Here is a 19,370-nt window from a genome sequence, read left to right on the forward strand (position 1 = left end):
AAATACATTTTTCAAGCATTACCTCTAATTTATTTCATATATTCGTTGACACTTGTTATATGATGTCATATAATGTATCTATAAATTTGTAAAATACCATTGGAGGTAACAGATTATGACAGTCAAAGAAATTGTCGCTTCGGTCAAGGCGGAACATCCGGACATCACTTCCGTATACTTTGTGGGTTGTGGTGCTTCCATGTCAGAATTGTTTCCTGGCAAATATTTTCTGGAGGCAAATTCCAGAAGACTCCGTACGGGCATCTACACAGCAAATGAATTTAACTACTCCACTCCTGTCTCCGCAGATGAATCTGCAATCGTGGTAACCTGCTCCTTAAGCGGAACAACCCCGGAAACAGTCGCTGCCTCAAAAAAAGCCATGGAACTGGGTGCGGCGGTCATTTCGGTCACTCATATTGACGGTTCCCCGCTCGCTTTGGCTTCCCATTATCAGATCATACACGGCTTCGAAGAGAATTACGCCGCTAAGATGGAAAAGATGACAAACGTCCTTGCTCTCGCCGCAGAAATTCTGAATACATATGAAGGATATGCCCATTACAATGCTTTGCAGGATGGTTTATCAAAAATCTATGACCTGATAGAAACCGCCGTTTCATCCAGCCTGCCCGCTGCAAGGACATTTGCTGAGAACTATAAAGACATGCCAATTTTATATGTCATGAGCTCCGGGGCTTCCCAGATGGTTTCCTACTCCTTTTCAAGCTTCCTCATGATGGAGATGCAGTGGATCAACTCAAGTTCCTTCCACGATGGGGAATTCTTCCACGGACCTTTTGAAATGGTTGATAAGGATGTTCCTTATCTTCTGCTGATGAATGACGGCCCCACCCGGCCCATGGATTCCAGAGCGCTCACCTTCTTACAGCGTTTTGACGCAAAAGTAACGGTTCTGGATGCAAAGGACTTCGGCTTAAGCTCCCACATCGACAAATCCGTAGCGGAATACTTCAATCCCATGCTCATCTGCGGAGTGCTGCGGATCTACGCGGAGCAGCTGGCTATTGAACGTAATCACCCTCTTACTAAAAGAAGATATATGTGGAAACTCGAATATTAAACCGAAAAAAACCCCTATAAAACATGCAGCTAAAAGAGTAACTATTTCCCCGCTTTTAGCCTTGTCTGTTTTATAGGGGTTTTTTATCCGTGGGGAGAAATGTCTCATTCCATCTGCATCATTGGCTGGTCAGTTACCAAATCCCGCCGCGGATCTTATAAGTGTTATAAAAGGTTGTGTCAGAGGGATATAACACGGTAGTGACTAAATTTCCCGTACCATCATCCTCTACCTGAACGGTTACCGTTATCACACTGCTGTCATAGGTCATATGCTTGATGGGACTGGCAGGCTTTATTTCCCGGATCTGATAGGTATGCTCCCCCGGTTCATCGTAGGATACAAGAAAGCTGACGGTGCCATCCGCCCTGTTTTCAGACTTTTCAACGTCCCCGGTCTCCATATCCTTGAGCTCAAATTCAAACATGCCGGACGTGAGCTGCATTCCGGTCAGAACCTTTTTAAGTTCAATGGTTGCTGATTCCGGCGAATATTTAAAAACATTTTTAAATACCTGGTCCGGCCAGTAGGAAACCTCGGCCTGGAGCTTTCCGCTGCGGTCCGTCACAAGGACTTTCGCTGTGATGGTTTTTAAATCATATGTAATATTCGGATTGGCGGGAACGGGCACCGACTCCCGGATCAAATACGTGTAAGTTCCTTCTTTCGTAAACGTTAGCGGAGAAAAATGAATTTTTCCGGAACCGTTATTGGAGGCGATCTCTACGCTCTCATTGGTACCGGTAAGCAGACGGAACTGGAACATTCCATTCTCCAGGGTACTTCCCAAAAGCTCTTTATTGGCATCCAGACTGACGGATACCGGCTGCGGCTCGTAGCGGTTGACAAAGGTTCCATCCGACGGATAATGGACCTCGGTTTTCAGTTCTTCCCCTGATCTTGTGACTTCTACCTCTACCGGAATCGTCTTTGTGTCATAAACCATACCCGGCATCTGCTCCTGCGGAATGATCTCCTTTACATGAAAGAGAACAACTCCCGGTTTGCAGAAATCAACCGCCGGAAACGTAATATTGCCATCCGCATCGTTGAACGCTGTGGCAATCGGAATCTCTTCTCCCTCTAATACCCGGCTGATTTCAAACTGAAAACTGCCGGCTTCCAGTGTCTTTCCTGTCAAAAGCTTTTTTAAGCGGATCTCAGCCTGGACTGCATTCGGTTCAACGACCTGAACCGCCGGCTTGTTGTATGTATGCTCAGCTGTTCCGCTATTGCCGTATGAATACGTAAGCTCCGCTTCTGAATTGGAGTAAAATCCGGGCATTCCCGAGCTGGTACTGTTACCTGGATAATCCGTACCGGGATCCCCTGTATGGGGATAGCTTTCGTTTAAGTCATAGTAATCCAGGGCTTTATCGCTGGAACGTACATTAAATGAAACTGTATACCGGCTGTCCGGTATTGTGCCATTTAACAGTTTTACTTTTATCCCTGCACTTTCGGAACTTATGGTATAATCGCTGCCGGCTGCCAGATATACGGGCTGTTCGCTGCCGGTCTGGCGCATCACCTTTAAATCTCCCATATAATCGACATACTCGGAAAGCTGATCCCTTATTGTCACATCGTAAAGCGAATTGCTGAGCTGAGATATAAACCGGTCAAATGCATTGTTGATCTGATCCGCACTCGCGGCCTGGACCATATATTTTTCAATATTTGTACCTACCATCTGGGTAACGGTCTGCAGAGTCGATGCCCCTCCGGAATTGCTTCCCATAAAAATCGAATAGAACCGGTCAACCCCCTTCATCTGGGTTGCCGCATCAAGAGCATAAACAGTTCCTACCTCTGTATAAACGGAATAGCCCAATGCCTGTGCGGCCGGCGTTGCCGCCGTAGGCTGTCCATCGGTAAGAAAAAATACCACCTGCTCGGCCCCCGGTGAGGAAAGCCCTGCAATCTGCTCAGACGCATTCCTCATAGCCTGATAATAATTCGTTCCGCCTTCCGTTCCGCCCGGAAGGGCCAGGGACCCTATGGTCTGCAGCAGACTGTTCTTATCTGTGCTTCCTGAAACGACAACATGGGAATTCGTTCCGAAGGTAATAATGGAAAAACGGTTATTGGGATTTTCCGCAAGCAGCGATACCGCATTGTACACGGTCTTCTTCATGACATCAAACCTTGTTCCGCCTCCAAATGATTCTTCCATGGAATTGCTGACGTCCATAATAAAAATAATATCCGATTTCCTTGATTCTTCCTCCTTCTGGGTGGTTAGATCCAGATAAAGCCGGTAATCATTCACCCCATGGGCAGATGTATCCGGATTCTCAGTACCGTCGCCCAGATAATCAATTACTTTTTTATAATCCGGCGCCGGCGCTTCTTTGGGCGGAGCCTCATCAATGTCTGGATTATACTTAAAATGCAGGGTGACTCTGGCTTCGGCGGCATTATTTCCAATGGAGATCCAGTTATAGGAAGGGGTAGCGTATGGATCGCCAGCGTTCCCGCTTCCGCTGTAGGTATAGGCGCTCACGTTTTCGCCGTATTCCACATATGCAAGGCTTAAATGGGAATCGGTATACCCATTGGCCCCAAACCAGACCGTATTGCAGTTAGTGCCTGAAGATTTTCCGGCAAACGTAAGCGTTGTGCTGACGCCGTTCTTCACAGGAAACACTGCTGTTTCATATCCGGAAGGGTAATTTGCCGGATAGTTATTGGACTTTGACATTAAGTATATCCGTTTTGCATCATATCTGGAATTAAGCTGTGCAACCTGCTCCGGATAATCAGCCACATTATCAATCACAGTAGTTACATAAACCGTCAACGGCCTGACAGAAGCTGCCAAAGCCTCTGATGGATTAAATAGCAGGCCCAAAAGCGCCATAAGCATGACCGGCAGCCCTTTTCTTATTATTTTAATCATTACTCTTACCTCCACACACTACTCCCCTGACCGATCCTTCAGCTTCCCCAGCCATTCTGCCAAAAAACCTTCCGGATCCGTTACTTTGCCTGAGAATATCAAATCCAATTCCTCCGCGCATATCTTTCTTTCTTCCTGAGGCATGGTTTGAAAAAAGGAAAAATACACTTCCTTTTTCCCGCTTAACGAATCATATGCCTGCCTGATTTCCTCATCATCCGGCTCAACACCTCTCACAGCCGGAAGCATTCCAAACTCTGCTGAAAATGCCTGCTGATTCTTTGGGGTAAGGAAATAGGAAAGGAAACGTTTTGCTTCCTTCGCTGCTTTTCCCTTTTTGGCTGCCCCGAACATATGATTTGCCTTCCACACTCCTGCATCCGTATAATCCTCTCCCGGCAGCATGAACCAGCCAAAGGAAGAAGGCATACGCTCCTTTAATACGGCAATGTCCTCGGTTGTGCCGCAGATCATGGCGTATTTGTTCTGTGCAAAATTTTCTAACAGAGCCTGGTGTCCTTTCACACAGAATTCCTTATCTAAGGACAATTCCATTGCAATTCCAATCAGGTCATAATAGCCGGTATTTTTGTCCAGCAGCTTTTTAAAATTCCGTTTCTCCTTCTCCCCGCCATCCAGCCTCTTTCCGTTAGCCAGTACCCCGGCTGCAAAATCAAAAGCATCAAACATGCCCTCCTCTGTTAAGGACATGGCGAACGGCTGGCAGGAGGACTGTCTTAATATTGCACAATTTGTCACAAAATCTGAAAGTGTTTCAGGAACCACCAGCTGATTCTGTTCATAAATATCTTTATTATAAAAAATCACCGGAAGACTGCCGGCTGCAGGAAGGGCAAAGGCCGTCTCTTTCTCCGGTCCGTTTATAAGCAGCTCCTCTTTGCTGTCAGCAGGGAAGAGGTCAGCATAGGTCAGCGCCTCAAGCTTTCCGCTGCTTATAAATTGATCCAGGCTTTCCGGAGGAATGGCAAAAACATCCGCAGCCTGTCCTTCTGCAGCTGCCTTAAGCCACTCCTCTGTATAAGCTTCATAGGGAACCAACCTGATTTTAATTTTCACTCCGTCATGCTCCCTTGCATAATCCGATGCGATTTTCTCATAGAATTCCTGATGCCCGGTATCCCAATGCCAAAATGTGAGTGTACAATCCCTGACTGGATCCTTTTTAAAAATAAAACCGATTTTTTTGCATGCAGTGAGAACACAAGCCGCTGCAAGCAGAAAAACGGCTACTGAAAAAACCTTCTTCTGCATTCCTGTCACCTCATATTTTATCCACTACCAATCAGCGGGCATATCTGCACTGTCATAATCGCAGCTCCCATCAGGCCGGCTGGTATAAGAACCATTGTAGCCGGAAACCGGGGAAGAGGGATGCCATATGACGTCCGAAAGCCCTTCTCCGTACGTTTCCCCTCCGTCAAAATAAACGGTAATGGTAGTCGTGTCAGCTCCAAAAATCCTTAAAAATGTATAGGAGTATTCTTCGCTGAGCTGTGTACGTATCTTATAATACCGGTAATTGGATTCCGGGGTATCTTCTTTAAAATACACCTTAACCGTACCATCAAAATGATTCCTTCTCATTACGTCTTCTATCATGTTAAAACTGTCCTGCCCCGGATTATCGGAATAACGGATTGAATCCTGGAAAGTAAACCGGTCTTCCTTTACAAGCTGGCATAAATTCATCAGCGCATTGCGCTTTAAATAAATGAGCCCCAGATCCATTGATATCCCGACAAAAAAAATCAGGACAGTCAGGCTTCCGGCGAAAAGCAGCAGAATGTTTCCATTTTCCCGGCTGAAACAGGCAAGCTTCTTGATCCACCTGGCTTTTATGTTCATGCTTTCCTCCTTTTTCTGTTATCCAAGACTACTCAGATCTGTGCTGGGTGGCTACGATCCGGCTGCAGCTTAACTTTTTTTCTTTTGTTACTCTGGATCCGAACACCTGCCGCCCTAAAAAGGTAAGAGGGTATATATCATAGGACAGGGTGGCGTCTAAATCCATATAGCGGGTCCGGCTGGTGGCAGTTACGGTGTCAGCCGATGTCCTGCCTGGCACCAAAAAGGTTTCTTCCTCGTTGTACATCACTGCCTGTGCATTGCTGACTGTTAAATTCTCCGGTATAAATCCCCAAAAGCTGGCTTCTTTTATTCTTTCCACCAAAGGATCCGACACCGTACTTCCATTGTAAACAGCACTGGCCGGGCAGGACTCCAGCGGATCCGAATCCCCAAGATCAGACGCCTGGATCGTCCAGCTGGAATACTGATAGCTCTGATCGAAAACAGTCTGCTGGTATGTCATCCAGCCTGCTTCGATTATAAAAAGAATGATCGTAATAAAAATAGGGAAGACCAGCGCGAATTCCACCATTCCCTGACCCTTGTCCTGTTTCAAAGCCAAAAACCATTTCATAAACATCCTCCGCCTGTCTGCTCTATGGAGTATTGCCGCTGATATAAATATTACGGGAATAAACAGGTGTTTTCACTTCATACGTATTCCCGAGAAATAACGTTCCCCAAAAGGTTACTGCTGACCGTTCATAGGAAAGCTGCAGCTGTACCTCTGTATACTGATAACTGCCGGGGCGCGCTTCAAACTGGCTCCCAAAATCAGACGGATCGGCTAAATCACTGGAGTAAACGTAATAGCTGTAATCGTTCTTATTACTGCTTCCCGCGTTCAGTTCCTTAATATTGACCATCCCCGGATCCAGCCGTTCCGTGAAATTCTGTGAGATTACCTGCATCACCTTATTACTCACCGTTCCTGAGGAAATATCAGAATAATCCAAACGGCTTATGCATTCGCTGGCAGCACTGCTTAACGTCATCTGCGTATTCATGTAGAGAAAGAAATCCACAGGAAGAGTAAGGAGCAGCACTAAAACAGGAAGGATCAGGGCAAATTCCAAGACTGACTGCCCGCTTTCATCCTTACCGTTTAAGTCAGCCAATGTTCTTAACCTCCTTCGTCTTTTCGGCATATTCTCCTTCCATCACAGAGAACAATCCCCTGGCTTTTTGCATGGCTTTGTCACAGGTATACAGCTCCGGATCAGAAGACTCCCTTTCCGGGCCCTGGGAAGGCTGCTTTTCCGGCAATGCTGCCCGTTTTTCCCGTTCCACGGGTAAAGAAACTTTTTTCTGCTGTTCCATTCCTTTTTCCAGCTGCATATTTTTGGATTTCAGCTCCTCGATCTGGTTCAGCAAGCCTCTCTGGATGTCCAGCAGTTCCACATTCTGAAGCTTCAGCGTCGCCTGTTCCCCGATCACTTTTTTAAGGGTATCCCGTTCCTGGGTCGTACGCTCCATGTAAAGGTTCATGCTCTCAGACTGGGTTTCCATCTGTTCAACAATCATCTGAATCGTTTCCTTCAGGGAATCTATGGTATCTTTTAACTTTTGATTTTCCTGACGCGTTAATATGGCCCCCTGCTCCTGCTCTTGGTAATGCTTCAAAAGCATATCCTTTTCTTCGATCTGCTGATCCTGCTTTTTTATCAGGGATGTGTTTTCCTCATAATTCTTATATAAAACATCAACCTTTTCTTCCAGCTCCTTTTTATAATTCTCCTGATCTTCATACTGCTTCTTAAGGGCATCAAGCTTCTTCTCCCATTTTTCCTTTTCAGCCGTCAAAGCCTGCTGCTCCAGCTTTTCTCTTTCAGCTGCCAAAGCCTGCTGTTCCAGTTTTTCCTTTTCAGCCGTCAGGATCTGCTGTTCCAGTTTTTCTCTTTCAACGATCAAAGCCTGCTGCTCCCATTTTCCCCTTTCAGCCAGCAGGGCCTGCTGCTCCCGCTCTTCTTTCCGGGCCTCGCGTTCCTGCTCTAAGGCCATGGCGTTTTCTTCTATTTTCGCAAGAAGCTTTTCATATTTTTGCTCAGCCTCTTCCTTCTGCCGCAGCAATTCTTCCATTTCCTGATGGGGAAGACCCAGGGAAACCTTTATTACGGATTCCTCCATGTCCTTCATTTTTGCCTGCAGCGCTCCATAGGCCTGCTGATATTTTGATAACTGCTCATTGAGCCGGGAAATATCATGTTCTTTTCTGGAAATCTCTTCTTCATACTGCTCTTTCTGCTGCAGCATCTCTTCGTAGCCGGAACCCTGGTTCTCCCATTCTTCTAATTTTTCTGCTGTCAGCCTCGCCTCCTGCTTCGCCCTTTCCTTTTGCGCGATCGCATCGGAAAGCTTTTCCTCTGCTGTGTTTAACTGCTCCCGAAGCACCTGGCATTCCTGGGTCACACTGACTTTTTCAGCAGTCAGCTCACGGATCTGCTGCTCCAGCTGCATCTTTATCAGCATCAGATTATTTCTCATTTCCATTGCATATTCTTCCACGCTCTTTTTGGTATACCCTCCGACAACAGTCGTCTGGAGCTTTGCAGCAAGCTCGGTCTGTATGTTCTTGCCCGTAAGCCCCTCCATGCCGTCAGGAAGCATGCCCCCCATCTGTCCGGCGTTTCCCGGTTCCTGTCTGAAATCATTTACCTGATTGTAATTCATATTAAAGCCTCCTTTCTTCTACAAAACTGATAACCAGTTGTTTCCCGACCTTAAGCTTTCTTGCAGCACCTTTATTTAATTCCAATATTTTTCCGGCTCCTTTTACAAAGCTCCCGATCCGCCAGGGATAAACCGTTTCCTTTTTTATCACCGTATTATCCCGGTCCAGATATACCACATCGATGGGAAAACGCATGAACCATGTATGGATGCCGGAGCAGGGATCTAAGAGCAGGGCATTGCCCAGGGGCAGCCCAGAACGGAACATCAGCCCCAGCAGCCTTTTTAAAAAGGTATCGGCAACTTCCGCCTCCGTCTCGAAACCATTTTCCCCTTCTACAAGAACAGTCATAATTACATACCTCCAAACATTTCCATAATTGACATGACAGCAGGTCCCATAAGTACAATAAAGATGACCGGAAAAATAAAGAGCACCATGGGAAGCAGGATTTTAACAGACAATTTCTGCGCCTTTTCCTCTACATTCTGTTTATGGGTCTGCCGGATGGTGGACGCCTGAATGGACAAAATATTCTGCATGGAGGCACCCATTTCATCGGCCTGGATGACGGCAGTGACAAATGTCCGTATCTCCATATTTTCACACCGGTCTGCCAATCCGTTCAGAGCCTCCTTCCGCCGGCGTCCGAGAGCGATTTCCCGCTGGGTAACATCCAGCTCATCCATCAGGGCCCCCTTAAATTTCCCTACCACATAACTCAGGGCCTGGTCAAAGCCCAGTCCTGCCGAAACACTGACACTTAGTAAATCCATCATCTCCGGCAGCTGATGATATATTTCCGCTTTCCGTTTTTTTATTTTGCTTTTTAAGTGAAAGCGGCTTAACACCACTCCGGCATAGAGCCCCAGAACACCATAAAGAACAGCCCGGATAAACCCTCCCGCCCTTCCGTAAATAACGCCGAAACCAATGCATACTGCAGTAAAAAGGGCTACCGCCGCACTGTAGTTCTGGGATTTCATATGAATGCCGGCCTGTCGAAGCTGCTGCTCCATTCTCTCCAGGGCTGCCGGATTTTTAGGCGCAAATACGGAAAATACGGTAAGGAGGCGGTTAAAAACCGGTTTCATGATGCGGTCCATGATCGGAACATCCAGTTCTCCTGTTTCTTCCTTCCGTTTTCCTAAGTCTTCCACAGATTTTAAGCGTTCATTTAAAGCAAGCGCTTTTGAAAAAACGACGGAAAGACATAGGTCCATAAAAAAATAAGTAAAAGCTGCGCCGGCTATGGCTGTCAGAAATATCATCTTTTCTTCTCCTGTTTCAATCTCTCATGGGATTATCAAAATTTAATATTTACGATTTTGTTTATCATTAAGAAGCCCAGAATCTCCATTACCCCGCCAAGCAGCAGCAGGAGGCGTCCCGGCAGAGACGTAAACAGCGGCGAAATATATCCCGGATTGATGAACGAAAGAGCTAAAAGCAGCAAAACCGGAAGCACTCCGATCACCTGGCCGGAAATCCTTCCCTGAGCGGTAAGTGTCTTTATGGAGCGCTTGATTGCCAGCCTGTCCCGGATGGTCTGGGAAATGATATCCAGTATTTCCGCCAGATTTCCGCCTACCCTCTGCTGTATGACGACAGCTGTGGTGAGCAGCTTTAAATCATCGCTTTTCATCCTCTCTGCCACAATCAGAAAAGAATACTCAAGTTCCGCCCCCAGTTTAAGCTCCCTGACAATCGTGTTCAGTTCACTGCCAATGGGATCAGCTAAATCCCCGGAAACATTCTCAAGTGCCTGCTCAAAGGAAAAACCGGCTCTTAACCCATTGGAAAGCACCATCAGCGCATCCCCTAACTGAGCCTCAAATAAGCCGCGCTGTTTTCCAGCCGCTATTTTCAAAAAGAAAGGGGGGACAACAAGTCCTATGAGGAAAAGCCCTATACACTGGATCAAATCCGGGGCAAATGCAAATAAAAGCATGGCCGGTGCAAAAATAAAAAGGAACCAGATCATGACAAACTCCTCCGGACGCAGCTTTATTCCGGATAAGCTGACTTCTTCCTTCATCTTTTTTGAAATATGTATGAAACGCAAAAGCTGTCTGTCCTTTTTTTCTTCTCCGTAAACCGATACCGCTGTTTCTTTTTTCACCTGGTTTAAATCACTTAACCGGTGTTCGATCTGCAGCTGCTTTTTTAATAAAAACTCCAGAATTAATTCAATGGCACAATAGCAGAATACCGCCGCAGAAGCCAGACAAACCATCTTCATTTTTACCTCCTTTCCGGAAGAAACCAGTCATCCCTGCAATAGCCTCCATTATCTCTTATCTTATCAAGGATCTTCGGATGAATTCCCGTTGGTTCAAACTTCCCTGCTATTTTTCCGTTCCCATCCGTACCGCTCTGGCGGTAACTGAAAATATCCTGCATGGTCACGGTATCGCCTTCCATTCCTACCACTTCCGATATATTGACGATTTTTCTGCTTCCATCCCGGAAACGGGACTGATGCACGATCAAGTCAATGGCAGAGGTGATCTGCTCTCTTATCGCTTTTGCGGGCAATTCCATTCCTGACATCAAAACCATTGTTTCCAGACGCGATATAACATCTCTGGAAGAATTCGCGTGCACCGTGGTCAGGGAACCGTCATGACCTGTATTCATGGCCTGAAGCATATCCAGAGTCTCTCCGGAACGGACCTCTCCTACAATGATCCGGTCCGGACGCATTCTCAATGCATTCTTCACCAGATCCCGGATTGAAACAATGCCTTTTCCTTCTATGTTGCTCGGCCGCCCCTCCAGGGTCACCACATGATCCTGTTTTAACTGGAGCTCGGCCGCATCCTCTATGGTCACGATTCTTTCGCTGTCGGGAATATACCCTGATAATACATTGAGCAGCGTGGTTTTTCCCGAACCGGTTCCCCCGGAAACGATCACATTGCAGCGGCCCTTTACAGCTGCCTCCAGAAAAGCGGCCATCGGGGAAGATAAGGAGCCGTATCCGATTAAGTCTCCGATCTGGAGCGGCGTGGAAGAAAATTTTCTGATCGTGATGGAAGGACCTTTTAAAGCAATCGGCGGAATAACGGCATTTACACGGGAGCCGTCCGCCAGACGGGCATCCACCATAGGAGTAGCTTCATCACAGCGCCTGCCCACAGAGGAAACGATCCGGTTGATCACCTTTAACACATGGGCGTCATCCCGGAAGCTGGTGGCTGTCCGCTCCAGCCTGCCTCCCCGCTCGATGTAGATCTGCCTTGCGCTGTTCACCATGATTTCAGAAATGGAATCATCCCGCAAAAGCGGCTCTAAGGGGCCCAGTCCCATGACATCATCAAATATTTCCTGAGCAAGCTTTGATTCCTCCAGACGGGTTAAGCTCTCCTCCTGCCTGGCAATGGCCTGATGGATGATTTCCATAACATCAATGAACTTCCCATTGGTACCATCCGAAAAACGGTCATTGTATTCCCGTATTACCTCCTGGTGAACCACCTGCTTTAATTTGTCATAATTTTTATCCGTTCTGATTCCCGGCTCAGCGTTGGGAACACTGAATGCCTTTGAAACGGAATGATCTGTTTCCTTTGGCTGTCCCAGGCGAGAAACCCACTCCATGGCTTACCCTGTCTCCTTTCCTCTTTGAAGGAATGATATCCGTTTCTTTTTCCTGCTTTTTACAATTCTGGAACCTGCGCTCATCCCTTCAAGCTGTTCTGCTATATTGGAAATTTCTTTACAGATTTTACTTTTCGGATATACCAATACAAGAGGCTGGCCCTGATTTGCTGCTGTTACCGCTGATCTCTCATCGCAGGGAATCGCTCCCCACACCGGCATGCCCAGCACACGGGAAACATCGTTGTTTGTAATTTCATTTCCATAACTTTTTCCAATAATCAGTTTGATCTTCTGTTTATCCGTCAGCTCTGCCAGCACCTGCAGGCTTTTTTTCGCATTCTGCAGCGCAGGTACATCTTTTCCCGTTACAAATAATATAGCGGATGCACAGTCAATACAGGATGCCGATGTATCATCAAACCCGGAGACCGTATCAACAATGACATAGTCATAATAAACCCTCAATGCCGCTATTATGCTCTCGATCTGCCTGGCAGTAATGGAGACCCCATATTCCGGGCTGTGGGGATTGGGCAGGAAGTTGACTCCGGAAAGATGAAGAGACAAGAACTGTCTTATGGTATCCACATTGGGATTGCTCTGTTCCTGTATAAGTTCCAGGATCGTATTTCTCGGATTCATACCCAGCAGGATTCCTACGTCACCTGACTGAAGGTCAAAATCCAGGATGACCACCTTATTGTTTTTCTGAGCCAGCTTAATTGCCGTATTTACAGCCAGAGTGGTCTTTCCCACCCCATCCTTCGGGCCGAAAATCATGATCACCTTTGATTTGGAAGATTTGACTCCTGTATTCTCCAGTGCCAGGATGCGGTTTGATTCATTGCTGTAGATCCCCTTTAATTCCGCAATCAGATTGATGGGTTCCATGTTTTCAGGCAGGATGTAGTGGACTCCGGACTGCAGAATTTTATACATCAGTTCGCTGTCTTCCAGATCAGACAGCACGATCGGAACAGAGCGTGGGCGCAGCAGATAAATCTGCTGGCAGGACCTGAGAGCCATGGGGGAGGTATCCGTAATAAGGATCAGATCCGGCAAAGTCCGGTTTATCTCATTTAACACCTGATTCTCATCCACCACATATCCGACAACGGTGATCTCTTCGTCTTTTAACTGCGTTTTGATCTGTGAACATTTCTCCGGTATTCCCAGGAGAAGAATTTTTATTTTCACAAACTGATTCCCCTTTCCCGAAGAAAACTAATTTCCTTCATAATTCTTAAGTACAGATCCACGGGGGTCGTTAGCAACGCCGTTGTCCTCCTGCGGCCTGAGTACCAGCTGTATTTTCCCATCCCCGCTCTTCATAAGGGCGATCTGCGCTGCCTGGGAAGGAGTCACTTCCAATGTAACGCTTTCGTATTCCTTATTGTTATAGCTCTTTGTACCGTCAAAGAAAAAAGAGCTTCCAAGTGCTGCGACCTTAACATTCTGCAGCGCAATGACGGAGAATTCATTCCCTAAAGAATCATTCACAACCTGGGCATTTGCGGGATTCTGAGGCCCCATAATCCTCTCCATGGTCAATCCTGCCGGAATCTTTTCTTCGCTTCCGGATACTGATGAATCCAAAGTTCCTGTAAAAATCACATCTACAAAGTTTCCCACTCTGAGATTATTGGAAACCCCCTGTTCTAAATCCACCGCTATGGACACCGCCCGATTTCCTTCCTCAAGCCTTGAAGCAAGCCCCAGAACTTCAGCTTTATCTTCTACAAGCCTCCGGTCTGTCAACACTTCCTCCCGATAGATATTTGATACACATACCTTTCCGATCACTTCCTCCGGCTTTCTGTAATAACCCTTCATTTCTCCATCAACCAGTACCTTTTTCAGCTTTATCATATCCTTGGTCAGTGTTGTGTAGGGATCGATATCCTGTGCCGCAACGACTACTTCGATTTTCTGGCCTGCACCCGACGTTTTGGACTGATTGCTTTCTCTCACTGCAAGTACCCGGTATCCGGCTATGAACACGAGGAATGCAACTGCCAATGCGATCAAACGAATTTTCTTCACCTTAAACTCCTCCCTTGTATTTTGGCTTATGCCACAAAATTTATATAAAAAATCAGATTTATCCTCCGATATTATTTGATCCATACCTTGTAAATTTTACAATTCAAGACGAGGCTCGCAGATGTTTTCTGAACATTCGCCTCGTCTTTCTATAAGCAACAGCCGGTTTGATTTCTTTTATTACTTATTTACCTGGCATTGCACTATTAATGCTTTCAAATGTACCCTGAACCTTACCGCCAAGTGCCTGTAATACGGCAATAACCACAACAGCGATCAGTGCGAGAATCAATCCATATTCAACCATTCCCTGTCCGCTTTCCTCAGAAACAAATTTATTCCAAAGCTTCTTCATATCTTTCACCTCACCTTCTTCTGTATATTTAGAATCAGCATAAAGCTTCACTATGCCGGATTCCATGTTTCATCTTAAAGTTTTTATACGTTTACAATCAAACCGGCTGGTTACTCCAAACATTACGGAAACGCAGGTATCAGAACGGTCCGGATCAGATCATAGACCTTGACCACAGCCCCTGACATGTTTCCAAAGGCGATTGCGGCTACTATTACAACTGCTGCAAACAGAACTGCAGATTCAACCATAGCCTGCCCCTTTTCAGATTTTAAACTTCTCATATTTTCCTCATTTTAAAGAATCAATGCGATCAGAAAGCCTGCCATAATGTGTCCGCACATCGGGAAGGTACTGTCACGGGCCAGAAAACCGCATTTCATGCCGGCCAGGCAGTAAATTCCAATGGCTCCGGCCATGCCGGTCAGAAAGTAAAAAACTCCAGGCCAGCCAACCGTTATGGCAATAATCATCGCTAGCTTAATGTCTCCCATTCCGACTCCGGGTGTCCCCTTCCTGACAAAGGTAAATAAAATTGTCATGCCGAAAACAGCGATAACAATAAGCAAAGCCCCGGCCGAGCCCCAAAGCGCTCTAGGGCCTCCGAGATAGATCCGGTAGCAAAGGCCCGCCGCCAATATTACCCACAGCATTTCATTGGCAATGATCCTTATAAACGCATCCACACAGATGCCAAAAACTGCAATGTTGCTAATGATCATCACAAACAGAGCCCGGTCAAACGGCAGTAAAAAGCCTGACATTCCCGTGATGCCTGCAGTAAAAAGCATGCTTAAGCCTCTCCAGCGAAAATTTGGCCTTCTCCGCGGCATCGGGTATCCTTTCCGGTTACTTTTATATCTGGCAAAAGAATGCGATAAATCCGGTATAAAATAACCAACCAAGCCACTCATGCCGGTTAATACGGCATTTCCCAAAATTCCATTCATTTTCTCCCCTCATGCCTTTCATTTCATATGGCTGTTCTGCCTGTTAAAAGAACCTTTTTACAACTGGTTACAACAGAATACCTCTTTTGTTGTAAAAACATTAAAATTTAACAGAGAAATGTCCTTCCCAGAAAAAAAGAAGGACATTACAAATAGGCCGGAAGATTTTTCACAAATCCGGCCTGCTTGCAATATCCAAAAATAATAAATTTGTATATTTAAAACTTTTTTTTCAAAAAAATGTAGACTTTATAAAAAATATGTAGTATATTATGAAATAGATTCGACATGTTTTTACAACAAAAGAGGTATTCCGTTGTAATGTATGACTAATAAATCTAATTTCTCTAATATTTTTAAATGCGCATGTCCGCTTTCTCTGGTATAAATACGGGTAGTATTCACATCACTGTGTCCCAATATATCTGCAAGCCTCGATAGATCCTTCTCCATCATGTAGAACGTTCTGGCAAACAAATGTCGAAGGTTATGAGGAAAGATCTTTTCTTCTGCAACCCCGGCCAAACCGCCCAGTGCTTTCATCTCGCGCCAGATATTGCTTCTGTCAAGCGCCTTACCGTTCCGGGTTACAAATATCATACCGGACATAATATTCCGTTCCTTTGCGTATTTTTTCAATAAATCACATAATTGACCGGTCAGAAAAACAGAACGGATCCTTCCCTTGCATTCAACTTCTGCCATACCATTCCTTACCGCTTCAACAGTAATAAACGGCAGCTCGGAAACGCGGATTCCGCTGGAGCAGATCGTCTGTAAGATCAATACCAGGCGTTCATTTTTGTTTTCTTTTGCCGCTCTGACCAGCATTTTATACTCTTCCTTGGAGAGCTCCTTTTGCTCCGCACAAAACACATTGCAGCTGATCTTAAAAAATTTTACCGTGCAATCCAGCCAGCCATTGTACTTAAAAAATCCATTGACTGCAGCTAATGCACCATTCGCCGTTACCGGTGAAAACTTTTTGCGCAGCGCGGCTTTCCATAAAATTACCGACTCTTTGCTTATGCTCTTTCCTTCAAGATACAGTCTGAATTGTTCCAGATAATACCGGTATTTTTGAATGGTCACCTGGCTCTTTTCCTGGCAGTACAGCCATTTGCAGTATTCTTCTATTGCATATTCTGTTATCGTTCTTACTGAATTATGATTTTTTTTCATTTTTTCCTCCATATTCTCCTATTGGCCAAATGCCAGATTTAAAAAAGCTGACATATATATTATCGGAATAGCTTATCACATTATACAATAATTAAGCCACTTTGATGATTCAGGCAGCCAATTGCTCCGGCTTTACAGAGGAAAAAATGATTTCCAGTTTTTTTATTTTATTGTAAGTTTTATCCTTAAATTATTTTTGCATAGTAAAAATGACGAAAAATCAAGAAAATAAAGTTCTATTTTGAAAGTTTATTAACCAATGATATTTAGATTTTTTAAGGATAAGTCGAGAATCGGCGCGGAGTGGGTCAATGCCCCGCAGGAAATATAATCCACCCCGATTTCCATCAGCTCTGCAATCCGTTCCTCCGTTACATTGCCTGAGCATTCTGTCTCCGCTTTATTCCCGATCAGTTCTACCGCCCGGCGCATGTTTGCGGCGTCCATATTATCCAGCATGATGATATCGGCACCTGCTTCCAGAGCTTCTTTTACCATTTCCAGATTTTCCACCTCAACCTCAATTTTACGGACGAAAGGAGCATATTCTCTGGCTGACCGGACCGCATTTTTCACTCCTCCTGCTGCCGCGATATGATTATCCTTTAGAAGAATTCCATCGGAAAGGTTATAGCGGTGATTATATCCCCCGCCTGCTTTTACTGCATATTTTTCAAAAATCCTCATATTCGGAGTGGTTTTCCGGGTATCCAGCAATTTCGTCTTGCTGCCTTTGAGTCTGTCAGAAATCCTGTGGGTATAAGTAGCGATTCCGCTCATTCTCTGCAGATAATTTAATGCGGTTCTCTCTCCGGATAACAGCGCCCTCGCATCTGCCGTAAGCTCTGCAAGAAGTTCTCCTTTTGAAACCTGATCCCCATCCGAAGCATAAGCCTGCATGGTGGCAGACGGGTCCAGGAGAAGGAACACACGGTAAAATATGTCCAGCCCTGCTATCACTCCATCCTGCTTACATAAAAGTTCCACACGCCCGGTTTTCTTATCGTGAAGTATGGCATTGGTCGTGACATCTTCACTGGTTATATCTTCCCGCAATGCCTGCAATAATAAATCATCCACATTTAAACTGAAGGTTATTTGGTTGTTCATTCCGGTCAGTCCTTTCTATTTCCTTTAATACGGTTTCTCTGTTCTTCTTTTGTATCTGCTCATAATTCTCATACCCGGATAAATTGATCATGGACGGTATCCATTCGTTCTTTTCATAAGTGGCCGTAATATGCGCTGCCGCTTCCTTCGCAAATACCAGACTTTCCAGCAGGGAATTGCTGGCCAGGCGGTTTGCACCGTGCACTCCGTTGCAGCTTGTTTCCCCTACCGCATACAGATGCTCCATGGAGGTTTTACTTTGTAAATCTACCGCAATGCCTCCCATGAAATAGTGCTGGGCCGGCGTAACGGGAATGCATTCCCTGGTCATATCGATCCCTTCTTCCAGACAGCGTTCATAGATATTCGGAAATCGTTTTCTTATCCTGTCACTGCCTAAATGTACGGCGGAAAGCCATACATGGCTGCTCCCCTCCTCCTTCATCTGCTGAAGGATTTTCTGCGTCAGAACATCTCTTGGCAGCAGTTCGTCAACGAAGCGCTCCTTTTCCGCATTAAGAAGATAAGCACCCTCCCCCCTCACAGATTCTGAAATCAGGAACCGCCTTCCGGGCTTTGAAGAATAAAGCGTAGTCGGATGAATCTGGATATAATTGATATTCTGAACAGGAATTGCATACCGGGCCGCCAATGCCAGGGAATCCCCGGTCAGGTGAGGATAATTGGTAGAATTCTTAAATAAGCCGCCTATTCCGCCGGTAGCGAGTACCGTATAGTCAGCATCCAGCCTCGCAATCCCCCCATCCCCTGACCGGATAATGACTCCGCCACAGCGGTTTTGACTGCAGATCAGGTCAATCATTTCCGTATACTCCATGACCGTAATGTTCTTTTTCCTTTTTACCTGCTTAAGCAGCTTACTCGTGATCTCCTGCCCTGTTAAGTCTTTGTGATATACGATTCTCGCAAAGGAATGAGCGCCTTCTTTGGTGTAACGTAATTTTCCGTCCTTTGTTTCAAATTCTACCCCCAGTGAGATCAAATCTTTAATAATCTCCGGTGATTTCTGTATCATCTGCCGGACGGATGCCCGGTTATTCTCATAATGTCCGGCCCTCATGGTATCTTCAAAGAAGCTGTTATAATCCTCTTCATTCTTTAAGACACAGATCNCCGGCCTGCTTGCAATATCCAAAAATAATAAATTTGTATATTTAAAACTTTTTTTTCAAAAAAATGTAGACTTTATAAAAAATATGTAGTATATTATGAAATAGATTCGACATGTTTTTACAACAAAAGAGGTATTCCGTTGTAATGTATGACTAATAAATCTAATTTCTCTAATATTTTTAAATGCGCATGTCCGCTTTCTCTGGTATAAATACGGGTAGTATTCACATCACTGTGTCCCAATATATCTGCAAGCCTCGATAGATCCTTCTCCATCATGTAGAACGTTCTGGCAAACAAATGTCGAAGGTTATGAGGAAAGATCTTTTCTTCTGCAACCCCGGCCAAACCGCCCAGTGCTTTCATCTCGCGCCAGATATTGCTTCTGTCAAGCGCCTTACCGTTCCGGGTTACAAATATCATACCGGACATAATATTCCGTTCCTTTGCGTATTTTTTCAATA

At 45.5% G+C, this 19,370-nt stretch carries 20 protein-coding genes; 1 reads left to right on the top strand and 19 read right to left on the bottom strand.

The window, feature by feature from the left end:
- Nucleotides 1-115: 115 nt before the first annotated feature.
- On the top strand, nt 116-1,084 hold the full coding sequence (locus tag BQ9856_RS19000; protein WP_077612427.1) for an SIS domain-containing protein: 969 nt from the start codon (nt 116-118) through the stop codon (nt 1,082-1,084).
- A 133-nt stretch (nt 1,085-1,217) separates the two neighbouring features.
- Here the strand turns inward: BQ9856_RS19000 and BQ9856_RS19005 are convergent, their stop codons facing one another.
- The 19 genes from BQ9856_RS19005 to BQ9856_RS19085 all read right to left on the bottom strand — a co-directional run.
- Complete coding sequence (locus BQ9856_RS19005) at nt 1,218-3,986, bottom strand: Spy0128 family protein (protein WP_077612428.1); 2,769 nt, start codon at nt 3,984-3,986, stop codon at nt 1,218-1,220.
- An 18-nt stretch (nt 3,987-4,004) separates the two neighbouring features.
- Nucleotides 4,005-5,258 carry an ABC transporter substrate-binding protein gene (locus BQ9856_RS19010; protein WP_077612429.1) on the bottom strand — a complete coding sequence of 418 codons (1,254 nt, stop codon included), beginning with the start codon at nt 5,256-5,258 and terminating at the stop codon, nt 4,005-4,007.
- A gap of 24 nt (nt 5,259-5,282) precedes the next feature.
- The gene (locus tag BQ9856_RS19015; RefSeq protein WP_077612430.1) at nt 5,283-5,852 is read right to left on the bottom strand and encodes a hypothetical protein; all 570 of its coding nucleotides are present in this window, start codon (nt 5,850-5,852) and stop codon (nt 5,283-5,285) included.
- Between the two features lie 28 nt (nt 5,853-5,880).
- A complete protein-coding gene (locus tag BQ9856_RS19020; protein ID WP_159442038.1) occupies nt 5,881-6,429 on the bottom strand; it encodes a TadE/TadG family type IV pilus assembly protein in 549 nt (182 codons plus the stop codon).
- Between the two features lie 22 nt (nt 6,430-6,451).
- Complete coding sequence (locus BQ9856_RS19025; RefSeq protein WP_159442039.1) at nt 6,452-6,973, bottom strand: TadE/TadG family type IV pilus assembly protein; 522 nt, start codon at nt 6,971-6,973, stop codon at nt 6,452-6,454.
- Nucleotides 6,966-8,525, bottom strand: coding sequence for a hypothetical protein (locus BQ9856_RS24625; protein WP_159442040.1), 1,560 nt, complete (start codon nt 8,523-8,525; stop codon nt 6,966-6,968). Before BQ9856_RS24625 ends, BQ9856_RS19025 begins: the two co-directional genes overlap by 8 nt.
- Before the next feature lies 1 nt (nt 8,526).
- Nucleotides 8,527-8,877 carry a DUF192 domain-containing protein gene (locus BQ9856_RS19035; protein ID WP_077612433.1) on the bottom strand — a complete coding sequence of 117 codons (351 nt, stop codon included), beginning with the start codon at nt 8,875-8,877 and terminating at the stop codon, nt 8,527-8,529.
- A gap of 2 nt (nt 8,878-8,879) precedes the next feature.
- Nucleotides 8,880-9,797: a type II secretion system F family protein gene (locus tag BQ9856_RS19040; protein ID WP_077612434.1), complete on the bottom strand. Its 918-nt coding sequence runs from the start codon at nt 9,795-9,797 to the stop codon at nt 8,880-8,882.
- A gap of 35 nt (nt 9,798-9,832) precedes the next feature.
- The gene (locus BQ9856_RS19045; RefSeq protein WP_200801326.1) at nt 9,833-10,768 is read right to left on the bottom strand and encodes a type II secretion system F family protein; all 936 of its coding nucleotides are present in this window, start codon (nt 10,766-10,768) and stop codon (nt 9,833-9,835) included.
- Between the two features lie 2 nt (nt 10,769-10,770).
- The gene (locus BQ9856_RS25310; protein ID WP_235839253.1) at nt 10,771-12,129 is read right to left on the bottom strand and encodes a CpaF family protein; all 1,359 of its coding nucleotides are present in this window, start codon (nt 12,127-12,129) and stop codon (nt 10,771-10,773) included.
- Nucleotides 12,130-12,132: 3 nt separating this feature from the next.
- Complete coding sequence (locus BQ9856_RS25315) at nt 12,133-13,329, bottom strand: P-loop NTPase (RefSeq protein ID WP_235839254.1); 1,197 nt, start codon at nt 13,327-13,329, stop codon at nt 12,133-12,135.
- Nucleotides 13,330-13,356: 27 nt separating this feature from the next.
- Entirely contained in the window at nt 13,357-14,175 is an 819-nt protein-coding gene (gene cpaB / locus BQ9856_RS19055) for a Flp pilus assembly protein CpaB (protein WP_159442041.1), read from the bottom strand.
- 184 nt (nt 14,176-14,359) lie between these two features.
- Nucleotides 14,360-14,581 carry a Flp family type IVb pilin gene (locus BQ9856_RS19060; RefSeq protein ID WP_328587256.1) on the bottom strand — a complete coding sequence of 74 codons (222 nt, stop codon included), beginning with the start codon at nt 14,579-14,581 and terminating at the stop codon, nt 14,360-14,362.
- 71 nt (nt 14,582-14,652) lie between these two features.
- Entirely contained in the window at nt 14,653-14,814 is a 162-nt protein-coding gene (locus tag BQ9856_RS24630) for a hypothetical protein (protein ID WP_159442042.1), read from the bottom strand.
- 12 nt (nt 14,815-14,826) lie between these two features.
- Nucleotides 14,827-15,321 carry a prepilin peptidase gene (locus BQ9856_RS19065; RefSeq protein ID WP_159442043.1) on the bottom strand — a complete coding sequence of 165 codons (495 nt, stop codon included), beginning with the start codon at nt 15,319-15,321 and terminating at the stop codon, nt 14,827-14,829.
- A 453-nt stretch (nt 15,322-15,774) separates the two neighbouring features.
- Nucleotides 15,775-16,662 carry a tyrosine-type recombinase/integrase gene (locus BQ9856_RS19070; RefSeq protein WP_077613450.1) on the bottom strand — a complete coding sequence of 296 codons (888 nt, stop codon included), beginning with the start codon at nt 16,660-16,662 and terminating at the stop codon, nt 15,775-15,777.
- A 252-nt stretch (nt 16,663-16,914) separates the two neighbouring features.
- Nucleotides 16,915-17,772 carry a carboxylating nicotinate-nucleotide diphosphorylase gene (gene nadC, locus BQ9856_RS19075; protein WP_077612437.1) on the bottom strand — a complete coding sequence of 286 codons (858 nt, stop codon included), beginning with the start codon at nt 17,770-17,772 and terminating at the stop codon, nt 16,915-16,917.
- The gene (locus BQ9856_RS19080) at nt 17,735-18,928 is read right to left on the bottom strand and encodes an L-aspartate oxidase (RefSeq protein WP_077612438.1); all 1,194 of its coding nucleotides are present in this window, start codon (nt 18,926-18,928) and stop codon (nt 17,735-17,737) included. The genes nadC and BQ9856_RS19080 overlap by 38 nt, the downstream gene beginning before the upstream one ends.
- A 95-nt stretch (nt 18,929-19,023) precedes the next feature.
- Nucleotides 19,024-19,370 (bottom strand): tyrosine-type recombinase/integrase (locus tag BQ9856_RS19085; protein WP_159442044.1); only part of this gene is annotated, 347 nt, incomplete at its 5' end.

Source organism: Clostridium sp. Marseille-P2415, from assembly GCF_900155545.1.
Classification (GTDB): domain Bacteria; phylum Bacillota; class Clostridia; order Lachnospirales; family Lachnospiraceae; genus Lacrimispora.